At 73.6% G+C, this 19,623-nt stretch carries 11 protein-coding genes; 3 read left to right on the top strand and 8 right to left on the bottom strand.

Annotated features, from left to right (window positions below):
• Position 1 precedes the first annotated feature (1 nt).
• From ABTZ99_RS10880 to ABTZ99_RS10865, 4 genes are all read right to left on the bottom strand, one after another.
• Positions 2-1,552: a hypothetical protein gene (locus ABTZ99_RS10880; protein WP_499610357.1), complete on the bottom strand. Its 1,551-nt coding sequence runs from the start codon at positions 1,550-1,552 to the stop codon at positions 2-4.
• Positions 1,553-2,734: an FAD-dependent monooxygenase gene (locus ABTZ99_RS10875; RefSeq protein WP_499610355.1), complete on the bottom strand. Its 1,182-nt coding sequence runs from the start codon at positions 2,732-2,734 to the stop codon at positions 1,553-1,555.
• A gap of 72 nt (positions 2,735-2,806) precedes the next feature.
• On the bottom strand, positions 2,807-3,568 hold the full coding sequence (locus ABTZ99_RS10870) for a putative protein N(5)-glutamine methyltransferase (RefSeq protein ID WP_499610353.1): 762 nt from the start codon (positions 3,566-3,568) through the stop codon (positions 2,807-2,809).
• A 146-nt stretch (positions 3,569-3,714) separates the two neighbouring features.
• Positions 3,715-4,503 carry a TetR/AcrR family transcriptional regulator gene (locus ABTZ99_RS10865; RefSeq protein WP_498778711.1) on the bottom strand — a complete coding sequence of 263 codons (789 nt, stop codon included), beginning with the start codon at positions 4,501-4,503 and terminating at the stop codon, positions 3,715-3,717.
• 77 nt (positions 4,504-4,580) lie between these two features.
• On the opposite strand from ABTZ99_RS10865, the gene ABTZ99_RS10860 reads away from it, so the two are divergent.
• Together ABTZ99_RS10860 and ABTZ99_RS10855 are read left to right on the top strand one after the other, a co-directional pair.
• Positions 4,581-6,842: an ATP-binding cassette domain-containing protein gene (locus ABTZ99_RS10860; protein WP_499610351.1), complete on the top strand. Its 2,262-nt coding sequence runs from the start codon at positions 4,581-4,583 to the stop codon at positions 6,840-6,842.
• A gap of 354 nt (positions 6,843-7,196) precedes the next feature.
• Positions 7,197-9,074, top strand: a complete 1,878-nt coding sequence (locus ABTZ99_RS10855) for a S8 family peptidase (RefSeq protein ID WP_498778713.1) — start codon at positions 7,197-7,199, stop codon at positions 9,072-9,074.
• Positions 9,075-9,161: 87 nt separating this feature from the next.
• Here the strand turns inward: ABTZ99_RS10855 and ABTZ99_RS10850 are convergent, their stop codons facing one another.
• Entirely contained in the window at positions 9,162-10,292 is a 1,131-nt protein-coding gene (locus ABTZ99_RS10850; RefSeq protein WP_499610348.1) for a cellulose-binding domain-containing protein, read from the bottom strand.
• 172 nt (positions 10,293-10,464) lie between these two features.
• Here ABTZ99_RS10850 and ABTZ99_RS10845 point away from each other — a divergent pair, with 172 nt between their 5' ends.
• Positions 10,465-14,964, top strand: a complete 4,500-nt coding sequence (locus ABTZ99_RS10845) for a tetratricopeptide repeat protein (RefSeq protein ID WP_499610345.1) — start codon at positions 10,465-10,467, stop codon at positions 14,962-14,964.
• Here ABTZ99_RS10845 and ABTZ99_RS10840 read toward each other — a convergent pair whose 3' ends face one another.
• Genes ABTZ99_RS10840 through ABTZ99_RS10830 form a run of 3 tightly spaced genes read right to left on the bottom strand, consistent with a single transcriptional unit; the run spans position 14,965 to position 19,608 of the window.
• A complete protein-coding gene (locus tag ABTZ99_RS10840; protein WP_499610343.1) occupies positions 14,965-17,325 on the bottom strand; it encodes a PEP/pyruvate-binding domain-containing protein in 2,361 nt (786 codons plus the stop codon).
• A 22-nt stretch (positions 17,326-17,347) separates the two neighbouring features.
• A complete protein-coding gene (locus ABTZ99_RS10835; RefSeq protein ID WP_499610341.1) occupies positions 17,348-18,691 on the bottom strand; it encodes an MFS transporter in 1,344 nt (447 codons plus the stop codon).
• Positions 18,661-19,608, bottom strand: a complete 948-nt coding sequence (locus tag ABTZ99_RS10830) for an alpha/beta hydrolase (RefSeq protein ID WP_499610338.1) — start codon at positions 19,606-19,608, stop codon at positions 18,661-18,663. Before ABTZ99_RS10830 ends, ABTZ99_RS10835 begins: the two co-directional genes overlap by 31 nt.
• Positions 19,609-19,623: the final 15 nt, after the last annotated feature.

Below are 19,623 nucleotides of genomic sequence, written 5' to 3'. Positions count from 1 at the left end.
ATCACGGTAGGGGCGCGGCCGCGCGGACCTCCGCCGGGCGTGCGCACAGGTAGGGCCGGGCGAGGGCCAGGGCGGTCGCGGTGAGGCCGATCCCGACGAAGACCGGCGCCAGGTGGCCCACGTCGGTGTAGCCGATGGCGCCGTGCACGACGACCGCGGGCTGGAACCCCGCGGCGGCGGCCAGGGCGAGCGACCACCACACCCACGCCTCGCCCCGACGCCAGCCCCACGCGCCGAGCAGCGTGATCGCGGCGGCCGCGGACATCAGCGCCCCGCCGAAACCCGCCCGGTCGTGCGCGACGAACCCCGGCAGCCGGGGGTTGGCCGCCCGCAACGCCTCCGCCCCGGTCCGCAGGAACTCCAGGTCGGAGGTCACGAACACGTCCGACAGACCGACCGCCGACACCACCACCCCACCCGCGAACAGGCCGACCCCCGTGCACACCAGGAGCAACTGCCCGACCAGCGCCCGGCGCCACTCGTGCTCGGGCCCGTCCGGGCGCGCGGTCCACCGGGGGTCGTGCGGACGACGCCGGGTGGCGGCCAGGAACATCGGGAACAGCACCACGGCCGCCGCGGTGTGCAGCGGCTCCACGAACCCGACCCCGAGGAAGTAGAGCACCGTCGGGAACCCGACCCACCCGGAGACGAGGAACGCCTCACGGGCCCACGGCCGGCCCGTCCGCATGCCGCCACCCGCCAGGCCCACGTAGAGCACGCCGATCGCGATCATCGTGCCCGCCATGGTGATCCGGTCGTGCTGCAGGAAGTGCACCAGGTGGTGGTTGATCCCGTGCAGCCCGGCCACGTCCGCGCCGAGGAAACCGCGGTCGTACCACAGCAGCACCGGACCGAGGGTGATCGCGGCGGCGCCCGAGCCCGCGACGATCATGCCCAGCCCGACCAGCACACCCCACCACCACGCCGGCCACCGCCGGGGATCACGGCCGACGTCGCGCACCGACGGCGCCGGACCGGTGGGCGTCGCCGCCTCCACGACCCGCGCGAAGAACCCCGGACCGGCCCGCACCAGCACCTCGGGCGTGACCAGGACCGCCTTGGCCGGATCGACGAGGAGGTCGGCGGCACCTGCCGTGGACGTCGACGCCAGGTGGACCACGTGCGGATCGGCCCCGACCCGGACCGCGTCGACGTGCGGCGACAGCGCCTCCACCACGGCCTGCTCCGTCGCCCGCACCACCACCGGCACCCGTCGGCCCGCGACGGCCTCACGCACCACGTCGACGTCCGCGGGCCCGACCGGCGCCACCTCGACCACCCCCGCGCCCAGCAGCGGCAACGCCCGCACCGCGTCCCGCGCCGCACCCGGCGGCACCACCGCGCCCAGCCGAACGCGCACCGGGACGCCGGCGACCACGCCGGCCAGCCGCGACGGCGGATGACGGTGCCCGAACCCCCACGACACCAGCCGGCCGCCGCCAGGCCACGACCCGACCGTAGCCAACGTCCGCAACGCGACCCGCCGGGAGCGAGGGGTCCCCAGCAGCGCGGCGGCGATCCCGCGCAGCGGGTGGTAGGTCCAGTCCGGCATTCAGCGCCCCGCGCCCGCCGGCACGCCGGGTGGCGTCCACCCGAGGACCGGCGCCATGGCCCGCAGCGTCACGGAGGCCGGGGTCAGCCTGGCGGCGAGATCACGCGCCGCCACCGCGGGCGGCCACGACCACCGGGCCAGCCGGCCCAGCCGCGCCGAACGCCGCACCACCCTCCGGGTCCGCGGCCCCCGCACCCGGTCGTAGCGCACCAGCGCCGAACCCACGCTCGCGTCCTCGGAGACCAGGCAGTCGGCCAGCACGACCGCGTCCTCCAAGGCCTGACCCGCGCCCTGCCCCAAGGCCGGGTCCATCGCGTGCGCCGCGTCCCCCGTCAACACCACCCGGCCGCGCACGCAGCTCGTCAACGGCGGCAGGACGTGCACGTCGTGGCGGACCACACCGCCCTCCGGCACCGCCGCCAGCAGCGCGGGCACCGGGTCCGGCCAGTCGCCGAACCGGTCGCGCACGGCGGCCAATTCACCGTCGGCGGCGACCCCGCCGGCGGGCACCGCCGCCGTCCCGAAGCAGTAGAACCGCCCACCCGGCAGCGCGGTGAACCCGAACCGCTCACCGCGACCCCAGATCACCGCGCCCTCCCCCGGCGGCTCGGCGACGGGCTCGGTGATCATGCGCCACGCCGTGCACCCCGCGTAGCGCGGCGCCCGCGCGTGCGGCCACCACTGCCGCCGCACCCCGCTGTGCACACCGTCCGCGCCGACCACCAGGTCCGCCCGCACGACCCCGCCCCGGTGCTCGACCACCATCGCGTCACCGTCCGACCGCACCGCGGACACCTCGCTGTCCGACCGCAGGCACCCCGGCGGCAACGCCTCCGCCAACGTGCGGACCAGGTCCGCCCGGCGCACCACGACCAGCGGCACGCCGTGCCGCCGCGTGATCTCGGCGTTGTCCAGCCGCGACAGCCACCGGCCGGAGCGGCCGCGCACACCGCCCGCCGTCTCCACCGCGCCGACCGCCCGGACCCGCTCCGCCACCCCGAGCGCCCCGAGCGCCCCGAGCGCGCGCATCGCGTTCGGCCACAGCGAGAGCCCCGCGCCGACCTCGCCGAACCCGGCCGCGCGTTCCAGCACCACGACCCGCCACCCGGCCCGGCGCAGCGCGACCCCCGCCGCCAGACCACCGATACCGCCACCGACCACGACCACTGTTCGCCCGACCACCGGCCACCCCCTGTTTTGAGCGAGTGCTCAAAACGGAGGGTAGCCAGTTTTGAGCACTCGCTCAATGCCGGATCAGGACGACACCGAACCGATCACCACGGTCGCCGACAACTCCTCGTCCGACACGACCTCCGCGCGCAACCCACCCGCCGCGAACGCCGCCACCGTCCCCGCCGCCTGCCGCGCGCCCGTCTCCACCAACAACCGCCCACCCGGCGCCAACCAGCGCGCCGCACCCGCGATCACCCGCCGCTGCACGTCCAGACCGTCCGTCCCGCCGTCCAACGCCACCCGCGGCTCGTGCTCACGCGCCTCCGGCGGCATCAACCCGATCGCCCCGGTCGGCACGTACGGCGCGTTCGCCACCAGGACGTCGACCCGCCCCGCCAACGACACCGGCAACGGCTCGTAGAGATCACCCGCGTACACCCGATGCGAACCCACGTTGCGCCGAGCACACGCCACCGCCACCGGATCCACGTCCACCGCGTGCAACTCCACCCCGGCCACCCGATCGACCACCGCCGCACCCACCGCACCCGACCCGCAGCACAGGTCCACCACCACGCCCCTCGCCCGCGCGGCCCCCACCGCCACCCGCACCAGGAACTCCGTGCGGCGGCGAGGCACGAACACCCCCGGCTCCACCACCACCCGCAACCCGCAGAACTCCGCCCACCCCACCACGTGCTCCAGCGGCAACCCGGCCACCCGCCGGGCCGTCAACGACTCCAACTCCTCCGGCCCACGCGCGGCCGCCACCAACACCCGCGCCTCGTCCTCGGCAAACACACACCCGGCCGCACGCAACCGTGCGACGACATCAACATCCATGGGAACGAACGCCTCTCGTGAAACCCGAGGGCGCCCCTCACACCGCCACGACGCGGCCGGGAGCGACCCGATGCACACCAGCAGAAATGGGTCCCACCTCCCTCGTCCGCGCCAACCGGCACACCGTATATCACCGCCCACCGACCTCAACCCCCGCCGGCGCGCGCACGCGCCACCGCGGCCTCCACGCCGTCCAACAACACCTCCAACCCCGTCACGAAGTTCCCCACCGCGTCCCGTTCCAGGTACGGCACGCAGTCGTCCCCCTCCACCGGCGGCGGCTCCTCGGCGCCCAGCCACGCCGACAGCGGGAAGCGCTCGGCGAAGTCCGGGGCCACCTCCTCGAACACCGCCGAGCGCGAGAACCACCACTCCTCGTCCGTCATCCCCGTCTCCCGCGCCGCCCGCCGCGCCTCCGCGATCACCCCCGCCGCACCGCGCACGAACTGCACCAGCGCACCCACCACACCCCGCAACACCGACACGTCCAACCCCGTCGGCCGCAGGATCCGCAGCAGCACCTCCACCATCAGGAACTCGTTCGGCCCCAACACCGGCCGCGCCTGCGACACCTGCAACACCCACGGGTGAGCCAGGAAGAAGTCCCGCGCGTCCCGCGCCCACGCCCGCAACGCCACCCGCCACCCGCCCTCCGCCGGGTACTCCGACGGCAACTCCCCCAACACCCGGTCGTACATCAGGTCCAACAACTCCGCCTTGCTCGGCACGTACGTGTACAACGCCATCGCCGAACGCCCCAACCGCTCCCCCACCGCACGCATCGACAACGCCGCCATGCCGTCCCGGTCCGCCACCTCGACCGCCGCGTCCACGATCACGTCCACCGACAGCCCCGACCCCGCACCACCACCCGGCGCACGCCACAGCAGCCGCATCGACCGACGCGCGTCACCCTGCCCGGCGAAGACCGCCACTTGCCCACCCCTTACAGCGTAAAGTACCGTGCCGCGAGCACCTTACGGCATAAACAAAGCAGGGGGAAAGCCAGGCGATGGCCGCACCAGCAGACAGCCACGACGTCATCCAAGTACGCGGCGCCAGGGAGAACAACCTCGCCGACGTCTCCGTCGACATCCCCAAACGACGACTCACCGTCTTCACCGGCGTCTCCGGCTCCGGCAAGTCCTCCCTCGTCTTCGGCACCATCGCCGCCGAGTCCCAACGACTCATCAACGAGACCTACACCGCGTTCATCCAGTCCTTCATGCCCAGCCTCGGCCGCCCCGACGTCGACGCCCTGCGCAACCTCAGCGCCGCCATCATCGTCGACCAGGAACGCATGGGCGCCAACTCGCGCTCCACCGTCGGCACCGCCACCGACGCCCACACCATGCTCCGCATCCTCTTCAGCCGCCTCGGCCAACCGCACGTCGGCACCTCCGGCGCCTTCAGCTTCAACCTCCCCGAAGGCATGTGCCCGCGGTGCGAAGGCCTCGGCCGCGTCTCCACCGTCGACGTCGACCAGCTCGTCGACCGCACCAGATCCCTCACCGAAGGCGCCATCACCGTCCCCGGCTTCACCGTCGACAACTGGTACGTCCAGACCTACGTCCAATCCGGCTTCTACGACCCCGACAAGAAGCTCCAGGACTTCACCGACGAAGAATGGGACGCCTTTCTCAACCGCGAAACCACCAAAGTCAAAATCGGCAAGACCAACGTCACCTACGAAGGCCTCCTGGTCAAAGTCCAACGCCTCTACCTGGGCAAGGACCGGGAATCCATGCAACCCCACATCCGCGCCTTCGTCGACCGCGCCGTCACCTTCACCGACTGCCCCGCCTGCGGCGGCGCCCGCCTCAACGCCGCCGCCCTCTCCGCCAAGATCGACGGGGTGAACATCGCCGACTGCTCCACCATGCAGATCAGCGACCTCGCCGACTGGGTCGCCAAGATCACCGACCCCTCCGTCGGCCCCATGCTCACCACCCTCAAAGAACTCCTCGACAACCTCGTCGAGATCGGCCTCGGCTACCTCAGCCTCGACCGACCCGCCGCCACCCTCTCCGGCGGCGAGGCCCAACGCGTCAAGATGGTCCGCCACGTCGGCTCCGCCCTCACCGACGTCACCTACGTCTTCGACGAGCCGACCGTCGGCCTGCACCCCCACGACATCCAGCGCATGAACGACCTCCTGCTCCGCCTGCGCGACAAGGGCAACACCGTCCTGGTCGTCGAGCACAAACCCGAGGCCATCGCCATCGCCGACCACGTCGTCGACCTCGGCCCCGGCGCGGGCGCCAACGGCGGCCACATCACGTTCACCGGCACCGTCGACGAACTCCGCGCCTCCGGCACCCTCACCGGCCGCCACCTCGACCACCGCGCCCGACTCCGCGACCAGGTCCGCACGCCCACCGGCCTGCTCCCCATCACCGGCGCCACCCTGCACAACCTCAAAGGCGTCGACGTCGACATCCCCCTCGGCGTCCTCACCGTCGTCACCGGCGTCGCCGGCTCCGGCAAGAGCTCGCTCATCCACGGCTCCCTCGCCCACCGCGACGACGTCGTCACCGTCGACCAGGCGCCCATCCGCGGCTCACGACGCTCCAACCCCGCCACCTACACCGGGCTGCTCGACCCCATCCGCACCGCCTTCGCCAAGGCCAACGGCGTCAAACCCGCCCTCTTCAGCGCCAACTCCGAAGGCGCCTGCCCCAAGTGCAAGGGCATCGGCCTCGTCTACACCGACCTCGCGATGATGGCCGGCGTCGCCTCCGTCTGCGAGGAGTGCGAGGGCAAGCGGTTCACCGCCGAGGTCCTCACCCACACCCTGCGCGGCCGCAACATCAGCGAGGTGCTCGGCATGTCCGTCACCGAGGCCCGCGACTTCTTCACCGAGAAGCAGGCCAAGGCCGTCCTCGACCGGCTCGTCGACGTCGGCCTCGGGTACCTCTCCCTCGGCCAACCCCTCACCACGCTGTCCGGCGGCGAGCGGCAACGGCTCAAGCTCGCCATCCACATGGCCGAGAAGTCGTCCACCTACGTCCTCGACGAGCCGACCACCGGCCTGCACCTCGCCGACGTCGACCAGCTGCTCGCCCTGCTCGACCGGCTCGTGGACGACGGCAACACCGTCATCGTGATCGAGCACCACCAGGCCGTCATGGCGCACGCGGACTGGATCATCGACCTCGGTCCCGGCGCCGGGCACGACGGCGGCCGGGTCGTCTTCACCGGCACCCCCGCCGACCTGGTCGAGAACGGCTCCACCCTGACCGCCCGGCACCTCGGCGCCTACGTCGGCCGCTGACCGTCCCGGCTGCTTTTCACCGAGCCTTCTCCCGGTGCCACGTCCGGCGCCGGGAGAAGGCTCGGTTCAGCTGACACTGAAGTTATTAAGATTATTGGCCAATGGGGCGTGGGTGCCCGATCGTGGTCGTCGTTCGGAATACCGCAGGTCGTTCCCACTGCCGGCCGATTGTCCGGTACCGAGCGGTCCTCTAACGTTGCCGATCACGTCCGCGCGAACGTGATCGCAGAACCTCCACTCCCCGGCCGACCCGCGCCGCTATGGGTCTGCCGGAACCCCTGCACGAGGGAGAACCCTGCAATGGGAGACGTTCGCGGATCCAGACGAGCCCTGCTCGCGTTAGCCGCGGTGGCGATGACCACCGCGGCACTGGCCACCGGCGCCACACCCGCCGTGGCCGAAGCCGACATCCTCGGCGCCGACAACCCGACCGCCATCGCGGACAGCTACATCGTCGTGTACAACGAGCTGTCCACCCAGAGCGTCGACGCGCTCACCGCCGACCTCAGCGCCAAGTACGACGCCAAGGTCGACTACACCTACCGCAACGCGCTGAAGGGCTTCGCGGGCACGCTGTCCGAACGGGACGCGCGCCGCCTGGCCGCCGAGCCCGGCGTGGCCTACGTCCAGCAGAACGGCGAGGTCAAGGCGACCGCGACCCAGCCGAACCCGCCGTCGTGGGGCCTGGACCGCATCGACCAGCGCAACCTGCCGCTCGACTCGTCCTACACCTACCCGAACGACGGCACCGGCGTCACCGCCTACATCATCGACACCGGCATCCGGACCACGCACTCCGACTTCGGCGGCCGGGCCACCTGGGGCACCAACACCGTCGACACCAACAACACCGACTGCAACGGCCACGGCACGCACGTGGCGGGCACGGTCGGCGGCACGGCCCACGGCGTCGCCAAGGGCGTGCGGCTGATCGCGGTCAAGGTGCTCAACTGCTCGGGCTCCGGCTCGTTCGCCGGTGTCGCCGCGGGCATCGACTGGGTCACCGGCCACCACACCTCCGGCCCGGCCGTGGCCAACATGAGCCTGGGCGGCCAGGGCAGCGACGTGACCGGCGAGACCGCGGTCCGCAACTCCATCGCCGACGGCGTGACCTACGCGATCGCGTCGGGCAACTCCAACGCCAACGCGTGCAACTTCACCCCGGCCCGCGTCGCCGAGGCGATCACGGTCAACGCGTCGACCAACACCGACGCCCGCGCCTCGTTCTCCAACTGGGGCACGTGCACGGACATCTTCGCGCCCGGCCAGAACATCACCTCGGCGTGGATGACCAACGACACCGCCACCAACACCATCAGCGGCACGTCCATGGCCGCGCCGCACGTCGCCGGCGGCGCCGCGGTCCTGCTCGGCGCCACGCCGTCGTTGACGCCCGCGCAGGTCGCGAGCGCGATGATCGGCAACGCCACCCCGGACAAGATCACCAGCCCGGGCACCGGCTCGCCGAACCAGCTGCTGTTCGTCAACACCGGCGACCCCGGGCCCGGCAACCCGTCGGTCACCCCGCCGGGCAACCAGACCGGCAGCGTCGGCACGGCCACCAGCCTGCAGCTCAAGGCCTCCGGCGGCGCGCCGCCGTACACCTGGTCGGCCACCGGCCTGCCGCCCGGCCTCGCGATCGCGGCGTCCACCGGCCTGATCTCCGGCACGCCCACCGCCGCGGGCTCCCACACCGTGACCGCGACGGCGACCGACAGCGCGGGCAAGTCCGCGAGCACCACGTTCACCTGGACCGTCAACCCGACGGGCGGCACGTGCGCCGCGCCGGGTGAGAAGGCGGTCAACGGCGGCTTCGAGAGCGGCACCACCGGCTGGGCGAACGCCACCCACACCATCGCCGCGTGGACCGGCGAGGGCTCGCCCCGCTCCGGCACCCGCTCCTCGTGGATCAGCGGCTACGGCTACAGCAACACCGAGACGCTGACCCAGACCGTCACCGTCCCGGCGGGCTGCACGAACACCACGCTGTCGCTGTGGCTGAAGATCAGCACCGACGAGTACGAGCCGGAGGTGTTCGACACCTTCACCGTCGCGGTGGCCGGCACCACCCTGGCGACCTACACCAACCTCAACCCGTCCGGCTACGAGGTGCGCACCTTCAGCCTGGGCGCGTACGCGGGCCAGACCGTCACGCTGAGCTTCTCCGGCGTGGAGGACTGGTCCTACCAGACCTCGTTCGTGGTGGACGACGTCTCGGTGAACGCGGCCTGAGCCGAACGTGGGGAGGGCCGGCGCACCGGCCCTGACCCCCGCCACACCTCACCCCCCGATGGGGGAGGGGCCGCTGGCCCCGTCGGGCTAGCCGAGGGTGTTCGCGCCGTCGCCGTAGCTCTCCCAACCCAGCCGCAGGTCGGTGACCGCCGGACGCCAGTTGGTCTTGCGCAGCCACTGGCCGTCGACGTCGGGGGTGGACACGCCGTCGGCCACCAGGCCCTCGACCACCGCGCCGTTCAACGAGGTGGAGATCCGGCCCGCCGGGTCCACGGTGAACTGCACGCAGTTCCACTGGCCGGTGGGCAGCGGCTTGCTCTTCGACACGCCGACCGGGCTCTGCTCGGGCAGGGTCGCGTCGTCGGACTCGCGGTTCCACTGCAGCGCCGAGTTCTGGCCGCCCATGCGCAGGTCCTTGCCGCCGTCGGCGGAGTCCTTCATGGCCATGAACGTCACGTGCGCCATCGGCAGGGCCGTGGTGTGGCGGACGTAGAAGCGGCCGTGCACCACGCTCGTGCCGGTGAGCGGGGTGCCGAAGAAGATGTGGTTGCAGTAGCCCGACGCGCCGTTGACCCGCACCGACTTCGAGCCGCTGCGCGCGACCGAGTTGTCGATGCTGACCGTGCCCTGGCCGGTGCAGTTGGCCGCGCCGACGGTCCACCGGCCGCTCGGCGCGGACCCGGTCTGCTGCTCGAAGCCGTCGCACAGCGTCGCCGTGCCGCAGTCGCCCGGGGGCACGTCGGTCGTGGTGGTCGTCGTCGTGGTCGACGTCGTGGTGCTCGTGGACGTGGTGGTCGACGTCGTCGTGGTCGTGGTCGGGTCGCCGCTGCACGAGACGCCGTTGAACGCGAAGTCGGTCGGCGTCGCGTTCGAGCCGCTGTAGGTGGCCTGGAAGCCGAACTGGGCGCTCGCGCCCGTGGCCAGCGAGCCGTTCCACGGCATGTTGGACGCCGTCACCACGGCGCCGGACTGCTTCACGTCGGCGCTCCAGCCGGAGCTGACCACTTGGTTGCCGGTGAAGGTCCAGGTGAGCTTCCACGAGGTGACCGGAGCGGACTGGTTGGTCACGGTCACGTTGGCGGTGAACCCGGTGGCCCACTGGTTGAGCTTGTAGTCCACGGCGCAGACGGGAGCAGCACCCGCCGTACTGGTCCCGCCGATCACCACCAACCCGGCTATCGACACCACAGCGGCCACCGCCGCCAGCAGATTTCGCACAACAACCCCTTCGTTGTCGTATCTGGGAGCGTTCCCAGAAACTGACTGTAACGATTCCGTCACCCCGATGGAATACTCCGGCTGCCGCAACGGCGATTCCGGCGAAGGCGTCCGGCGTCGCGGACTACCGTGCACTGTGATCCACAACGGACCGGGCCACCGAGGGGGACCAATGCCCACCGCCGCCGAGATCGACCGGCTGCGCCGCCAGGGTGAACTGGACCGGGCCGAGGCCCTGGCCGGGCACGACCACTCCGCCGACGACACCGACCTGCGGATCGTGCGTGGCCGGTTATCGCTGGCCCGGCACCGGTACGACGAGGCGCTGGCGCTGTTCGCGGACGACGACGACCGCCTGCTCGCGTGGCGCGTCGCGACCCTGTCCCGCACGTATCGCGACGACGAGGCGTTCGCCGTGGCCGCCGAGGCGATCACCCGGTACCCGGACAGCGTGCCGCTGCGCCTGGCCCTCGGCCGGGCGCACCTGGACGCGTGGCGGCCGCGCGAGGCGCTCGCGGCCTTCACCGAGGCCCGCCGCCTCGCACCGGACGACTGGCGCACCACCGGCTGGCTCGCCGTCGCCCTGGCCAACCTGACCCGCCTTGACGAGGCGAAGGCGACCGCCGCGGAGGCGGTCCGGAGCCACCCCGGCACGCCGAAGGCCCACTACGTCCTCGGTCGCGTCCACTCGGCCTCCTACGAGTTCGCCGAGGCGGTGGCGTGCTACGACGCGGCACTGGACCTCGACCCGCGCTACCCGGACGCGTTCGAGTGGAAGATCACCGCGCTGCGCCTCCAGCACCGCTACGACGAGGCCGAACGGGTGGCCGGAGCCGCGGTGGCGGCGGTGCCCTCCGTGCCCCGGCTGCACGTCGAGCACGCGTGGGTGCTCAGCGACCAGCACCGCCACGACGAAGCCCTGGCCGCCGTCGACCGGGCGCTGGCGCTCGACCCCGCGCACCGCTGGGCGTTGGAGAGCCGCATCGACCTGCTCCAGTCGCTCGGTCGCACCGACGACGCGCTGGAGCAGGCGGCCGACGCGGCGGACCGGCACCCGTCCGACGTGATGTTCCTCGTCTCCACGGCCTGGCTGCACGCCGCGCGCGACGAGCACGACCGGGCGATGGAGCACCTGGACCGCGCCGCGGCGATCACGCCGACGCACGAGTCGGTGGTGCGGAGCCGGATCTCGATCCTGGTCTCGGCGGACCGGTACGACGAGGCCGAAGCGGCGGCGGGCGTGGGCCTGGCGCACTACCCGGACGACCCGGACCTCCAGTTCACCCTGGCCGGCGTGCACCTGGGCCGCGGCGAGACCGACCTCGCCGTCGCGTGCTGCGACCGGGCGTTGGCCGGTGTGCCGCGGCACGCGCCCGCGTTGCGCCGCAAGATCATGGTCCTCCGCGACGCCGGTCGGTCCGAGGAGGCGCTGGAGACCGGCGAGCGGGCGCTGGCGTGGCACCCCCGCGACCCCGCGATCCACCTCGCGCTGGCGCGCCTGCACGCCGACGAGGGCCGGCACGGGGAAGCCCTCGACCACGTCGAGCGCGCCTTGGTGGTCACCCCTCGCGACACCAACGCGTTGCAGGCGCGGATCGACTGCCTCGGCCACCTCGGCCGGCGCGAGGAGGCCGCGCAGGCGGGGCGGGACGCCGTGGCGCTGCGCCCGGACGATCCCGACCTGGGCGTGGAGCACGCGTGGGCGTTGAGCGCGCTCGACCTGGAGGACGAGGCCGTCGAGGCGGTCACCGGCGCGCTGCGCCTGTCCCCCGACCACGCCTGGGCGCTGCGCAGCCGGGTCAGGTTCCTGACCTACGCGAAGCGGTTCGACGAGGCTGCCTCCGCGGCGGCGGACGCCGTGCGCCGGCAGCCCGACGACGCCGAGCTGCACGTCACGATCGCCCGCCTGCACATCGCCCGCGGCCGGCTGGACGAGGCGGTGGCGTCGGCCGAGCGGGCCCTGGCGCTCGAACCGCGGCACTCCGGGGCGCACAGCGCGCGGATCGTCGCGCTCGACGCCCTGGGCCGGGTGCCGGAGGCCCTGCTCGCGGCGGAAGCCGCCGCCGAGCAGCAACCCGAGGACGTGTCCACGCTCCTGCGCCTGGCCGACGCCTACAGCCAGGCCGGACGGCACGACGACGCCGTGACCGCGACCGAACGCGCGCTGGCGATCGAACCCGAGGACCGGGACGCCGTGCGGAACCTGATCGGCCACCTGCGCGAAGCCCGCCGGTTCGACGAGGCCGGCCGCGCGGCGGAGGAGGCGCTGGCCCGGATCACCGACGACCCCGACCTGCACGTCACCGTCGCCTGGCTGCACGCCGACCGCCACCGGGTGCCGGACGCCCTGACGTCGGTGGACGCCGCGCTGGCGCTCGACCCGGAGCACGAGTGGGCGTTGCGCAGCCGGACCGCGCTCCTGCACACCGCCGGTCGGGTGGACGAGGCGCTGGAGACGGCGGCCAGGGCGGCGGCGCTGCACCCCGACTCGTCGAGCCTGCACGTGACCGCCGCCGAGCTCGCCGCCGCCCGGCACCTCGTCGACGAGGCGCTGACCCACCTGGACCGGGCGTCGGCGGTCGACCCGGCCGCCGCGCTGCCCCACCGCCGGAGGATCCGCGTGCTGCGGCTCGCCCGCCGGTTCGACGAGGCCGGGCGGGCGGCCGACGAGGCGTTGGCGCGCTTCCCCGACGACGCCGACCTGCGCGTCGACATCGCCTGGCTGCACTCGGACCTCGGCCGCGGCGAGGCGGCGTTCGCCGAGGTCGAACGCGCGCTGGAACTGCGGCCGGAGCACGAGTGGGCGTGGCGCACCAAGGTGAGCCTGCTGCGCGCGGCCCGCCGGTACCCCGAGGCGCTCGTCGCCGCGGACCGGATGCTCGACGTGCGGCGCGACGAGCCGGACGTCCTGGTCACGGCCGCGTGGCTGCACGGCGACATGGGTGATCTCGACCGCGTGCTGGTGGTGACCGGGCGCGCCCTCGAACTCGACCGCGGGCACGTCGCCGCCTACGAGGCGCGGGTCGCCGCGTTGATCCTCCTCAACCGGTTCGAGGAGGCGGAGGAGACCGCGCGGCAGGCGTTGGTGAACGCGCCGGGCGTGGTGGACCTGCACGTGCTGCTGGCCAAGGTGCACGACCACGTCCGCGCGTTCGACCGCGCCGAGGAGCAGTTCGCCGCCGCACGCGCCGTCGACCCCTTCGACGAGGACCTGGTGGTCGCGCAGTCGGCGACGTTGCGCACCCTGCGCCGCCTCGGTGAGGCCGAACGCCTGGTCGCCGAGTTCTGCGCCCGGGTGCCGCACCTGCGCGGGCCGAGGTTCGAGCTGGGGTGGATCCACCACGACGCCCGCCGGCTGGGCGAGGCGCGTCGGGTGTTCGCCGCGCTGCTCGCCGACGCCCGCGACGACTACGAGCGCGCGGCGTCGCACCACGCCCTGGGCTGGGTGGCGTTCACCGGCGACGACCTCGTGACCGCCGAGAAGGAGTTCCGGGCCGCGCTGGTGGACCGCCCGGAGGACTACGACTACGTGCTGGCCCTGGTGTGGGCGCTGGCGCGGCAGGACGGCGAGCGGCGGTGGCGCGAGGCGGAGGGCCTGGCCGGCGGGCTGCTCGACCGGCGGGTCTCCGCGGCCGTGCACGTGTGCCTCGGCGTGCTCGCCTTCCGGCGCGGCGCCCTGGCCTCCGCCGAGTACCACCTGCGCCAGGCGTTGGAGGTCGACCCGCACCACGGCAGCCACGCCGACCTCGGCGCGCTGTACGTCCAGATGGGGCGGTACGAGGAAGCCGAGGTCGAGCTGGGCAAGGCCGTCGAGCGGGACTGGTACGACGTGAACGCGCACGTCGAGCTGGGCGCGTTGTTCCTGCAGCTGGGCGAGGAGCGGCTGTCCGACGCCGAACGGGAGTTCCGGCAGGCGGCGGCGATCGACCCGGCCTCGGGCGCGGCGGCGATCGGGTTGGCGCAGGCGCTGGCCAGGGCCGGCGACGAGGCGGAGGCGGAGTCCGTGCTGCGGCAGGCCGAGCAGCGGCAGGACGCGTCGCGCAAGTGGCGCACGCACCTGGCGCTGGCGCGGCTGCTGGTGCAGCGCGGCGACAAGCAGCAGAACCCGGACCTGCACGCGGAGGCGTACGCGCAGGCGCAGTCGGCGATCGAGACCGCGCCGGACGCGGAGGCGGACCCGCACTTCGTGGCCGGTGTGGCGCACCACCGCATGGGGTCGCTGGCCGCCGACGCGCGCGGCCGGTTCGGCTACCGGCTGCGCGCCATGCACCACCTGCGGGAGTGCCTCAAGCGCAGTCGCGGTCACGTCGAGGCGCAGCGGAACCTCCAGCTCCTGGAACGGGAGCTGAAGGCGGTGGCGCCCGCGATCTGGGGCGGCTACGCGGTGGCGACGATCTCGTTGCTGCTGCTCGGCACGATGTGGACGGCGTTCTTCTTCTCCAGCAAGGTGACCGCGGTGATGCTGACGGCCACCACGCCGGTGCTGGTGGGGCTGTTCACCGTGGCCGTGCTGCTGCCCGCGCTGATCCGGCTCAAGCTGCCCGGTTTCGAGGCCGACCTCCAGGCGGGCGGCGCGACGGTGTCGCCCGGTCCGACCGGGCAGGTCACGTTCGGTCCCGGCCGGTTGACCGTGACCAGCGGGCCGACCGGGCAGCTGCCCCGCCGGGAGTGATCACCCCAGCACGGTCACGGCGCCGCGCCCGCCGTCCACGCGGACGCGGTCGCCGGTCCTGATGCGGGTGGTGGCGTTGCCGCAGCCGACGACGGCGGGGATGCCCAGCTCGCGGGCGACGATCGCGGCGTGCGACAGGGGCGCGCCGACGTCGGTGACCACGGCGGCGGCGCGCGGGAACAGCGGGGTCCAGCCGATGTTGGTCACCGTGGTCACCAGGACCTCGCCGGGCTGGAGGGCGGCGCCGTCGGCGACGTCGTGGATCACCCTGGCGACGCCTTCCACCACGCCCGCCGCGCCGGGGAAGCCGGACACCGCGTCGCCGAGGGGCGCCGCGGCGGCGTCGTGCACGTCGGTCCGGCGGTTCGGGTCGGCGGCCCACGCCTCGGGGTCGAACCGGCCCCGGATCACGGTCGGGTAGGGCGGCAGCGCGCGGTAGCGGTCGTAGGCGGCACGGCGGGCCGGCACCGACGCCAACGGCGTCTCGTCGCTTTCGAGGACGCGCAAGGTCTCCTCGATCGGCAGGAAGAACACCGCGTCGCCGTGTCCGGTGACCTCGCCCGCCCGCACCAGGAACGCCCGCAGCACGGCGAACGTGCGCGCGAACTCCGACCGCGCCCGCTCCCGCTCACGGGCCAGCGCGGCGAGCCCGTCCACCTCGCGGCGCAGCCGGTCGACCTTGCCGGGGTGCGCGGCGCGCAGTCGCGCCCACGCCGCGTCGCGCACGGCCGCCTGCCTGGCCAGCAGCTCTTCGGGCTCGACGCCGACGTCGTCCGGGCGCGGCCACTCCGGGTCCTCGGCCGGGCGCGGCGCGGACACCTCGAACTCGTCGGCGAACCGGTGGCCGTACTGCCGGGCGTAGGCCTCGCGGGTGATCTCGCCGCGCTTGAGCCGCGCGAGGCCGAGCACCGGGCCGAGGCTCTCCAACTCCCCCGCCGCGCCGTGCGCGCCGGTCAGCAACGCGGTGGTGTCGTCCTCGCCCACGAGCGCGGCGAGCTTGCGGCGCACCTTGGCCGACGACATCGAGCCGTTGCGCGCGCCGGCGTCGAACACCTTGGCGTCCACGTGCAGCACGTCGTGCACGTCGGACCGCCACAGCGCGAGCAGGTCGGCGGGCGTCGAGGCGGCGCGGAAGGCGGCGTGCAGCCGTTCGGCCCGACCCGGCGCGGAGGCCAGCAGGCCGTCGATCCTCGCCCGGAACTCCCGGTTCTGCCGCAGGAACGGCAGCGCCGCCCCGATCGCCGCCCGCAGCACCGCCAGGCGGGACAGCGGCAGCGGCGGCACCTCGACACCGGCCGGGACGCGGCCGAAGTACAGCTCGACCGTCCGCCACATGAACCGGCTCAGGCCGAGCGCCCGACCGACGGCCAGCGCGGCGCTGAGGTTGAGGTAGAACCGGCCGCCGATGTTGCCCGACGTCGGGTGGCCGGCGATCGGCGGCTGGGCGAGCACCTTCGCGAACGACCAGGTGGCGGGCGACATCACGCTCGGCACGGCCTCGCGAAGGTTCGCGCACGTCCACAGGTAGTCGCCGCGCAGGGTGTCGTTCCAGACCTCGGCCAGCGCGGTGATCGGCCTGGCCTGCAACACCGCGATCCGCCCGCCGGCCACGGCCCACTCGACGTCCATCGGCACGCCGTACAGGTCCTGGACGCGTGAGCCCAACGCGGCCAGTTCCCGCACCTGCGCGTGGGAGAGCAGCGAACCGGACCCGCGCACCGCGCCGTCGGCGGACACGACGTACTCGTCGGGGGTGACCGTGCCGCCGACCAGCGCCTCGCCCAGGCCGGGCGCGGCGTTGACCACGGTCTCGGTCCGCGCGCCGGTCACGGGGTTCGCGGTGAACAGGACACCGGCCGCGTCGGCGGCCACCATCTGCTGCACGACGACGGCGATCGCCACGTCGGTGATGCCGTTGCGGGCGCGGTAGGCGACGGCGCGTGCGGTCCACAGCGACGCCCAGCACCGCTTGACCGCGTTCAGCACCTCGTCGCCGGACACGTCGAGGAAGGTGTCGTGCTGTCCGGCGAACGACAGGTCCGGCAGGTCCTCGGCGGTGGCCGACGACCGCACCGCGACCGGTCCCGGCGGCAGGGCGGCGCGGATGGCGTCGGCGATGTCGTCGGGCAGGTCCAGGCGCTCGAACGCGGCGGCGATCGCGGCCTCGCCTCCCCGGCCGGCCCGGATCTCGGCGTCGAGGCCCGCGGTGGCCCGGCGGTAGGCGTGCGTGGTCAGGTGGAAGCCGTCCGGCACGGGCAGGCCCGCGGCGGCGAGCCTGGCCAGCGAGGCGCCCTTCCCGCCGACCGCCTCCAGGTCCGCGGCGGGATCGGCGAGCGGCAGCACCAGCGCGGTGGTCCCCATGTGCCGATCTTCGCACCGGCGACTACGCCCCGTGGCGGGAACGCGCCGAACGCGGGCGCGCGGCCGGGTCGAGGGCGATCGCGATCCCCAGCCCCACCGCCACCACACCGGCGGCGACCACGAGCGCCGCGAAGAGCCCGGCCGCGGTGAACGCCAGACCGATGACCGCCACGCCGAGACCGCCCGCCAGCTCACGGCTCGAGGTGACCGCGGCCGAGGCGACTCCGGCGACCCGCTCGTCCGCGGCGTCCAGCACCGCGGTGGTCAACGGGGTCGTCAACGCCGAGCCGAAGCCGATCACCACCAGGCACGCGAGCACCACCGGTGGCCGCGCGAAGGACATCGCCACCAGCCCGGCCGTCACCGCGCCGAGCCCGCACGCCGCCGTCCGCCACGGTCCGAGCCGGGACACCAGGACGGGCACGACCGGCGCGCCCGCGATCACGGCCAACGCGGCGGGCACGAAGAACAGGCCGGTGGCCAGCGGGGTGAGGCCCTCGGCGTGGTGCAGGTGCAGCGGCAGCACGAACAGCACACCGCTGACCGCCAGCCCCCACAACGCCTGCGCGACCGTGCCGCCGACGAACCCCGACCGGGCCAGGCCGGCGGGGAACAACGGGTGCGCGGCCGACCGCTCCACCGCCACGAACATCAGGCACGCCGCGCCGGACAACGCGGCCAAGGCCGCCACCGGCCCTTCGCCGCCGACGCTCAACACGGTCGCGGTCACCGTGAACACGGCGGCCGTCAACGCCGCCGTCGACCGGATCGGCAACGGTGTCGGCCGGGTGATCCGCCGGGACGGCAGGGCCAGGAAGGCGAAGGCGGCCACCGCCACGCACGCCGGGACGTTGCCGAGGAAGATCCACCGCCAGTGCGCCGCCTCGCTGAGCAGACCGCCCAGCGCGGGCCCGACCGCGAGTGCCATGGCCAGCGCGCCCGTCCACGCCGCGATCCCCGTGCGACGTCGGGCGGCGTCCAGTTCGGTCCGCAGCACGGCCAGCCCGGTGGGCACGATCGCCGCCGCCGCCGCGCCCTGGGCCGCCCGCCACAGCGCCAGTTCCCAGCCGCCGTGGGACGTGCCGCAGCCCAGTGACGCGGCGGCGAAGCCGAGCAACCCGACCAGCAGCACCCGCCGGTGCCCGAACCGGTCCCCCACCGCGCCGGCCGCCGGCATGAGGCTCGCGAACACCAGCATGTAGCTGACCACGGCCCACTGCAGGTCGTTCGTGGACAGGCCGAGGTCGCGGCCGATGGTGGGCAGGGCGACCATCAGGACGCTGTTGTCCAGCGCCGTGACGAAGGCCGCGAAGCAGGCCACCAGCAGGACGCGCTTCACGCGAGCGCGGCCGTCAGCATCGGCCACGACGCCCGCAGCTCGCGTTGCCAGTACTTCCAGGTGTGCGTGCCGCCGCCGTAGGCGTTGACCGTGATCGGGATGCCCAGCGACCGCATCCGGGCCACGAAGTCCGGCGACGTGGTGCCCACGATCGTCTCGAACGCGTCGTAGGACCACCAGTCCTGGTCCAGCACGCCTTTGAAGCCGTTGCCGTAGGACATGTAGAGGGACATGCCGCGCAGGTTCGCCGCGAGCTGCCGGGGGTTGTGCGCGGCCCACACGGCGGGCACGAGGGTTTCGCGGCCCCACGGCCCGTACGGGTCGAGGCCTTCCCGCAGCACGGTGGTGTAGATGAACTGGGGGACGCCGACGAACTGCGTCGACAGCAGACCGCTGTAGGAGGCGGCGGCCCGGAACATGCCGGGGTGCTTGGCCGCGTACCCGAACGCGCCCGTGCCGCCCGCCGACAACCCGGCGACGGCGCGCGCCGTGCCGCCCCGGTAGTTCCGCTCGACGAGCTGCGGCAGCTCGCCGGTGTGGAAGGTCTCCCACTTGGGCGTGCCGCCGCGTCCGCCGTTCCACCAGTCGGTGTACCAGCCGGCGCGTCCGGCGTCGGGCATGACGACCAGGACGTCGCTCGACGCGCTGAGCTCCTCGACGTCGGTTTCCCTGGTCCACGAGGTGTAGTCGTCGCCGACGCCCTGGAGCAGGTAGAGGACCGGCCACGTCCTGGACGCGGTCGGCGACCAGCCCGGTGGGGTGAGCACGCGGACGGGCACGTGCCCGCCGACCGCGGGCGAGGACACGGTGAGGTCGACGGTGCGGGCGTCGAGCCACCTCTCACCGACGACCACCGCCCCGTCGTCGGCCGGGACGGGCGTGGCCTGCGCGGGCACGACCGCGAGGGCGGCAGCGGACAGGACCGACAGCAGCACGCGCATCATCACTTCTCCCGAAAT

The sequence above is a fragment of the Actinosynnema sp. NPDC002837 genome, assembly GCF_040295345.1.
In the GTDB taxonomy this organism is placed as follows: Bacteria; Actinomycetota; Actinomycetes; order Mycobacteriales; family Pseudonocardiaceae; genus Actinosynnema.
The sequence above is the reverse complement of the archived record's forward strand: the minus strand, read 5'-3'. Positions and strand labels throughout refer to the sequence as shown.

Bases quoted from the DNA above. Each gene is read 5' to 3' on its own strand.
- ABTZ99_RS10880 (WP_499610357.1), bottom strand. From the start codon at position 1,552: ATGCCGGACTGGACCTACCACCCGCTGCGCGGGATCGCCGCCGCGCTG.
- ABTZ99_RS10845 (WP_499610345.1), top strand. From the start codon at position 10,465: ATGCCCACCGCCGCCGAGATCGACCGGCTGCGCCGCCAGGGTGAACTG.
- ABTZ99_RS10860 (WP_499610351.1), top strand. From the start codon at position 4,581: ATGGCCGCACCAGCAGACAGCCACGACGTCATCCAAGTACGCGGCGCC.
- ABTZ99_RS10870 (WP_499610353.1), bottom strand. From the start codon at position 3,568: ATGGATGTTGATGTCGTCGCACGGTTGCGTGCGGCCGGGTGTGTGTTT.
- ABTZ99_RS10840 (WP_499610343.1), bottom strand. From the start codon at position 17,325: ATGGGGACCACCGCGCTGGTGCTGCCGCTCGCCGATCCCGCCGCGGAC.
- ABTZ99_RS10830 (WP_499610338.1), bottom strand. From the start codon at position 19,608: ATGATGCGCGTGCTGCTGTCGGTCCTGTCCGCTGCCGCCCTCGCGGTC.
- ABTZ99_RS10855 (WP_498778713.1), top strand. From the start codon at position 7,197: ATGACCACCGCGGCACTGGCCACCGGCGCCACACCCGCCGTGGCCGAA.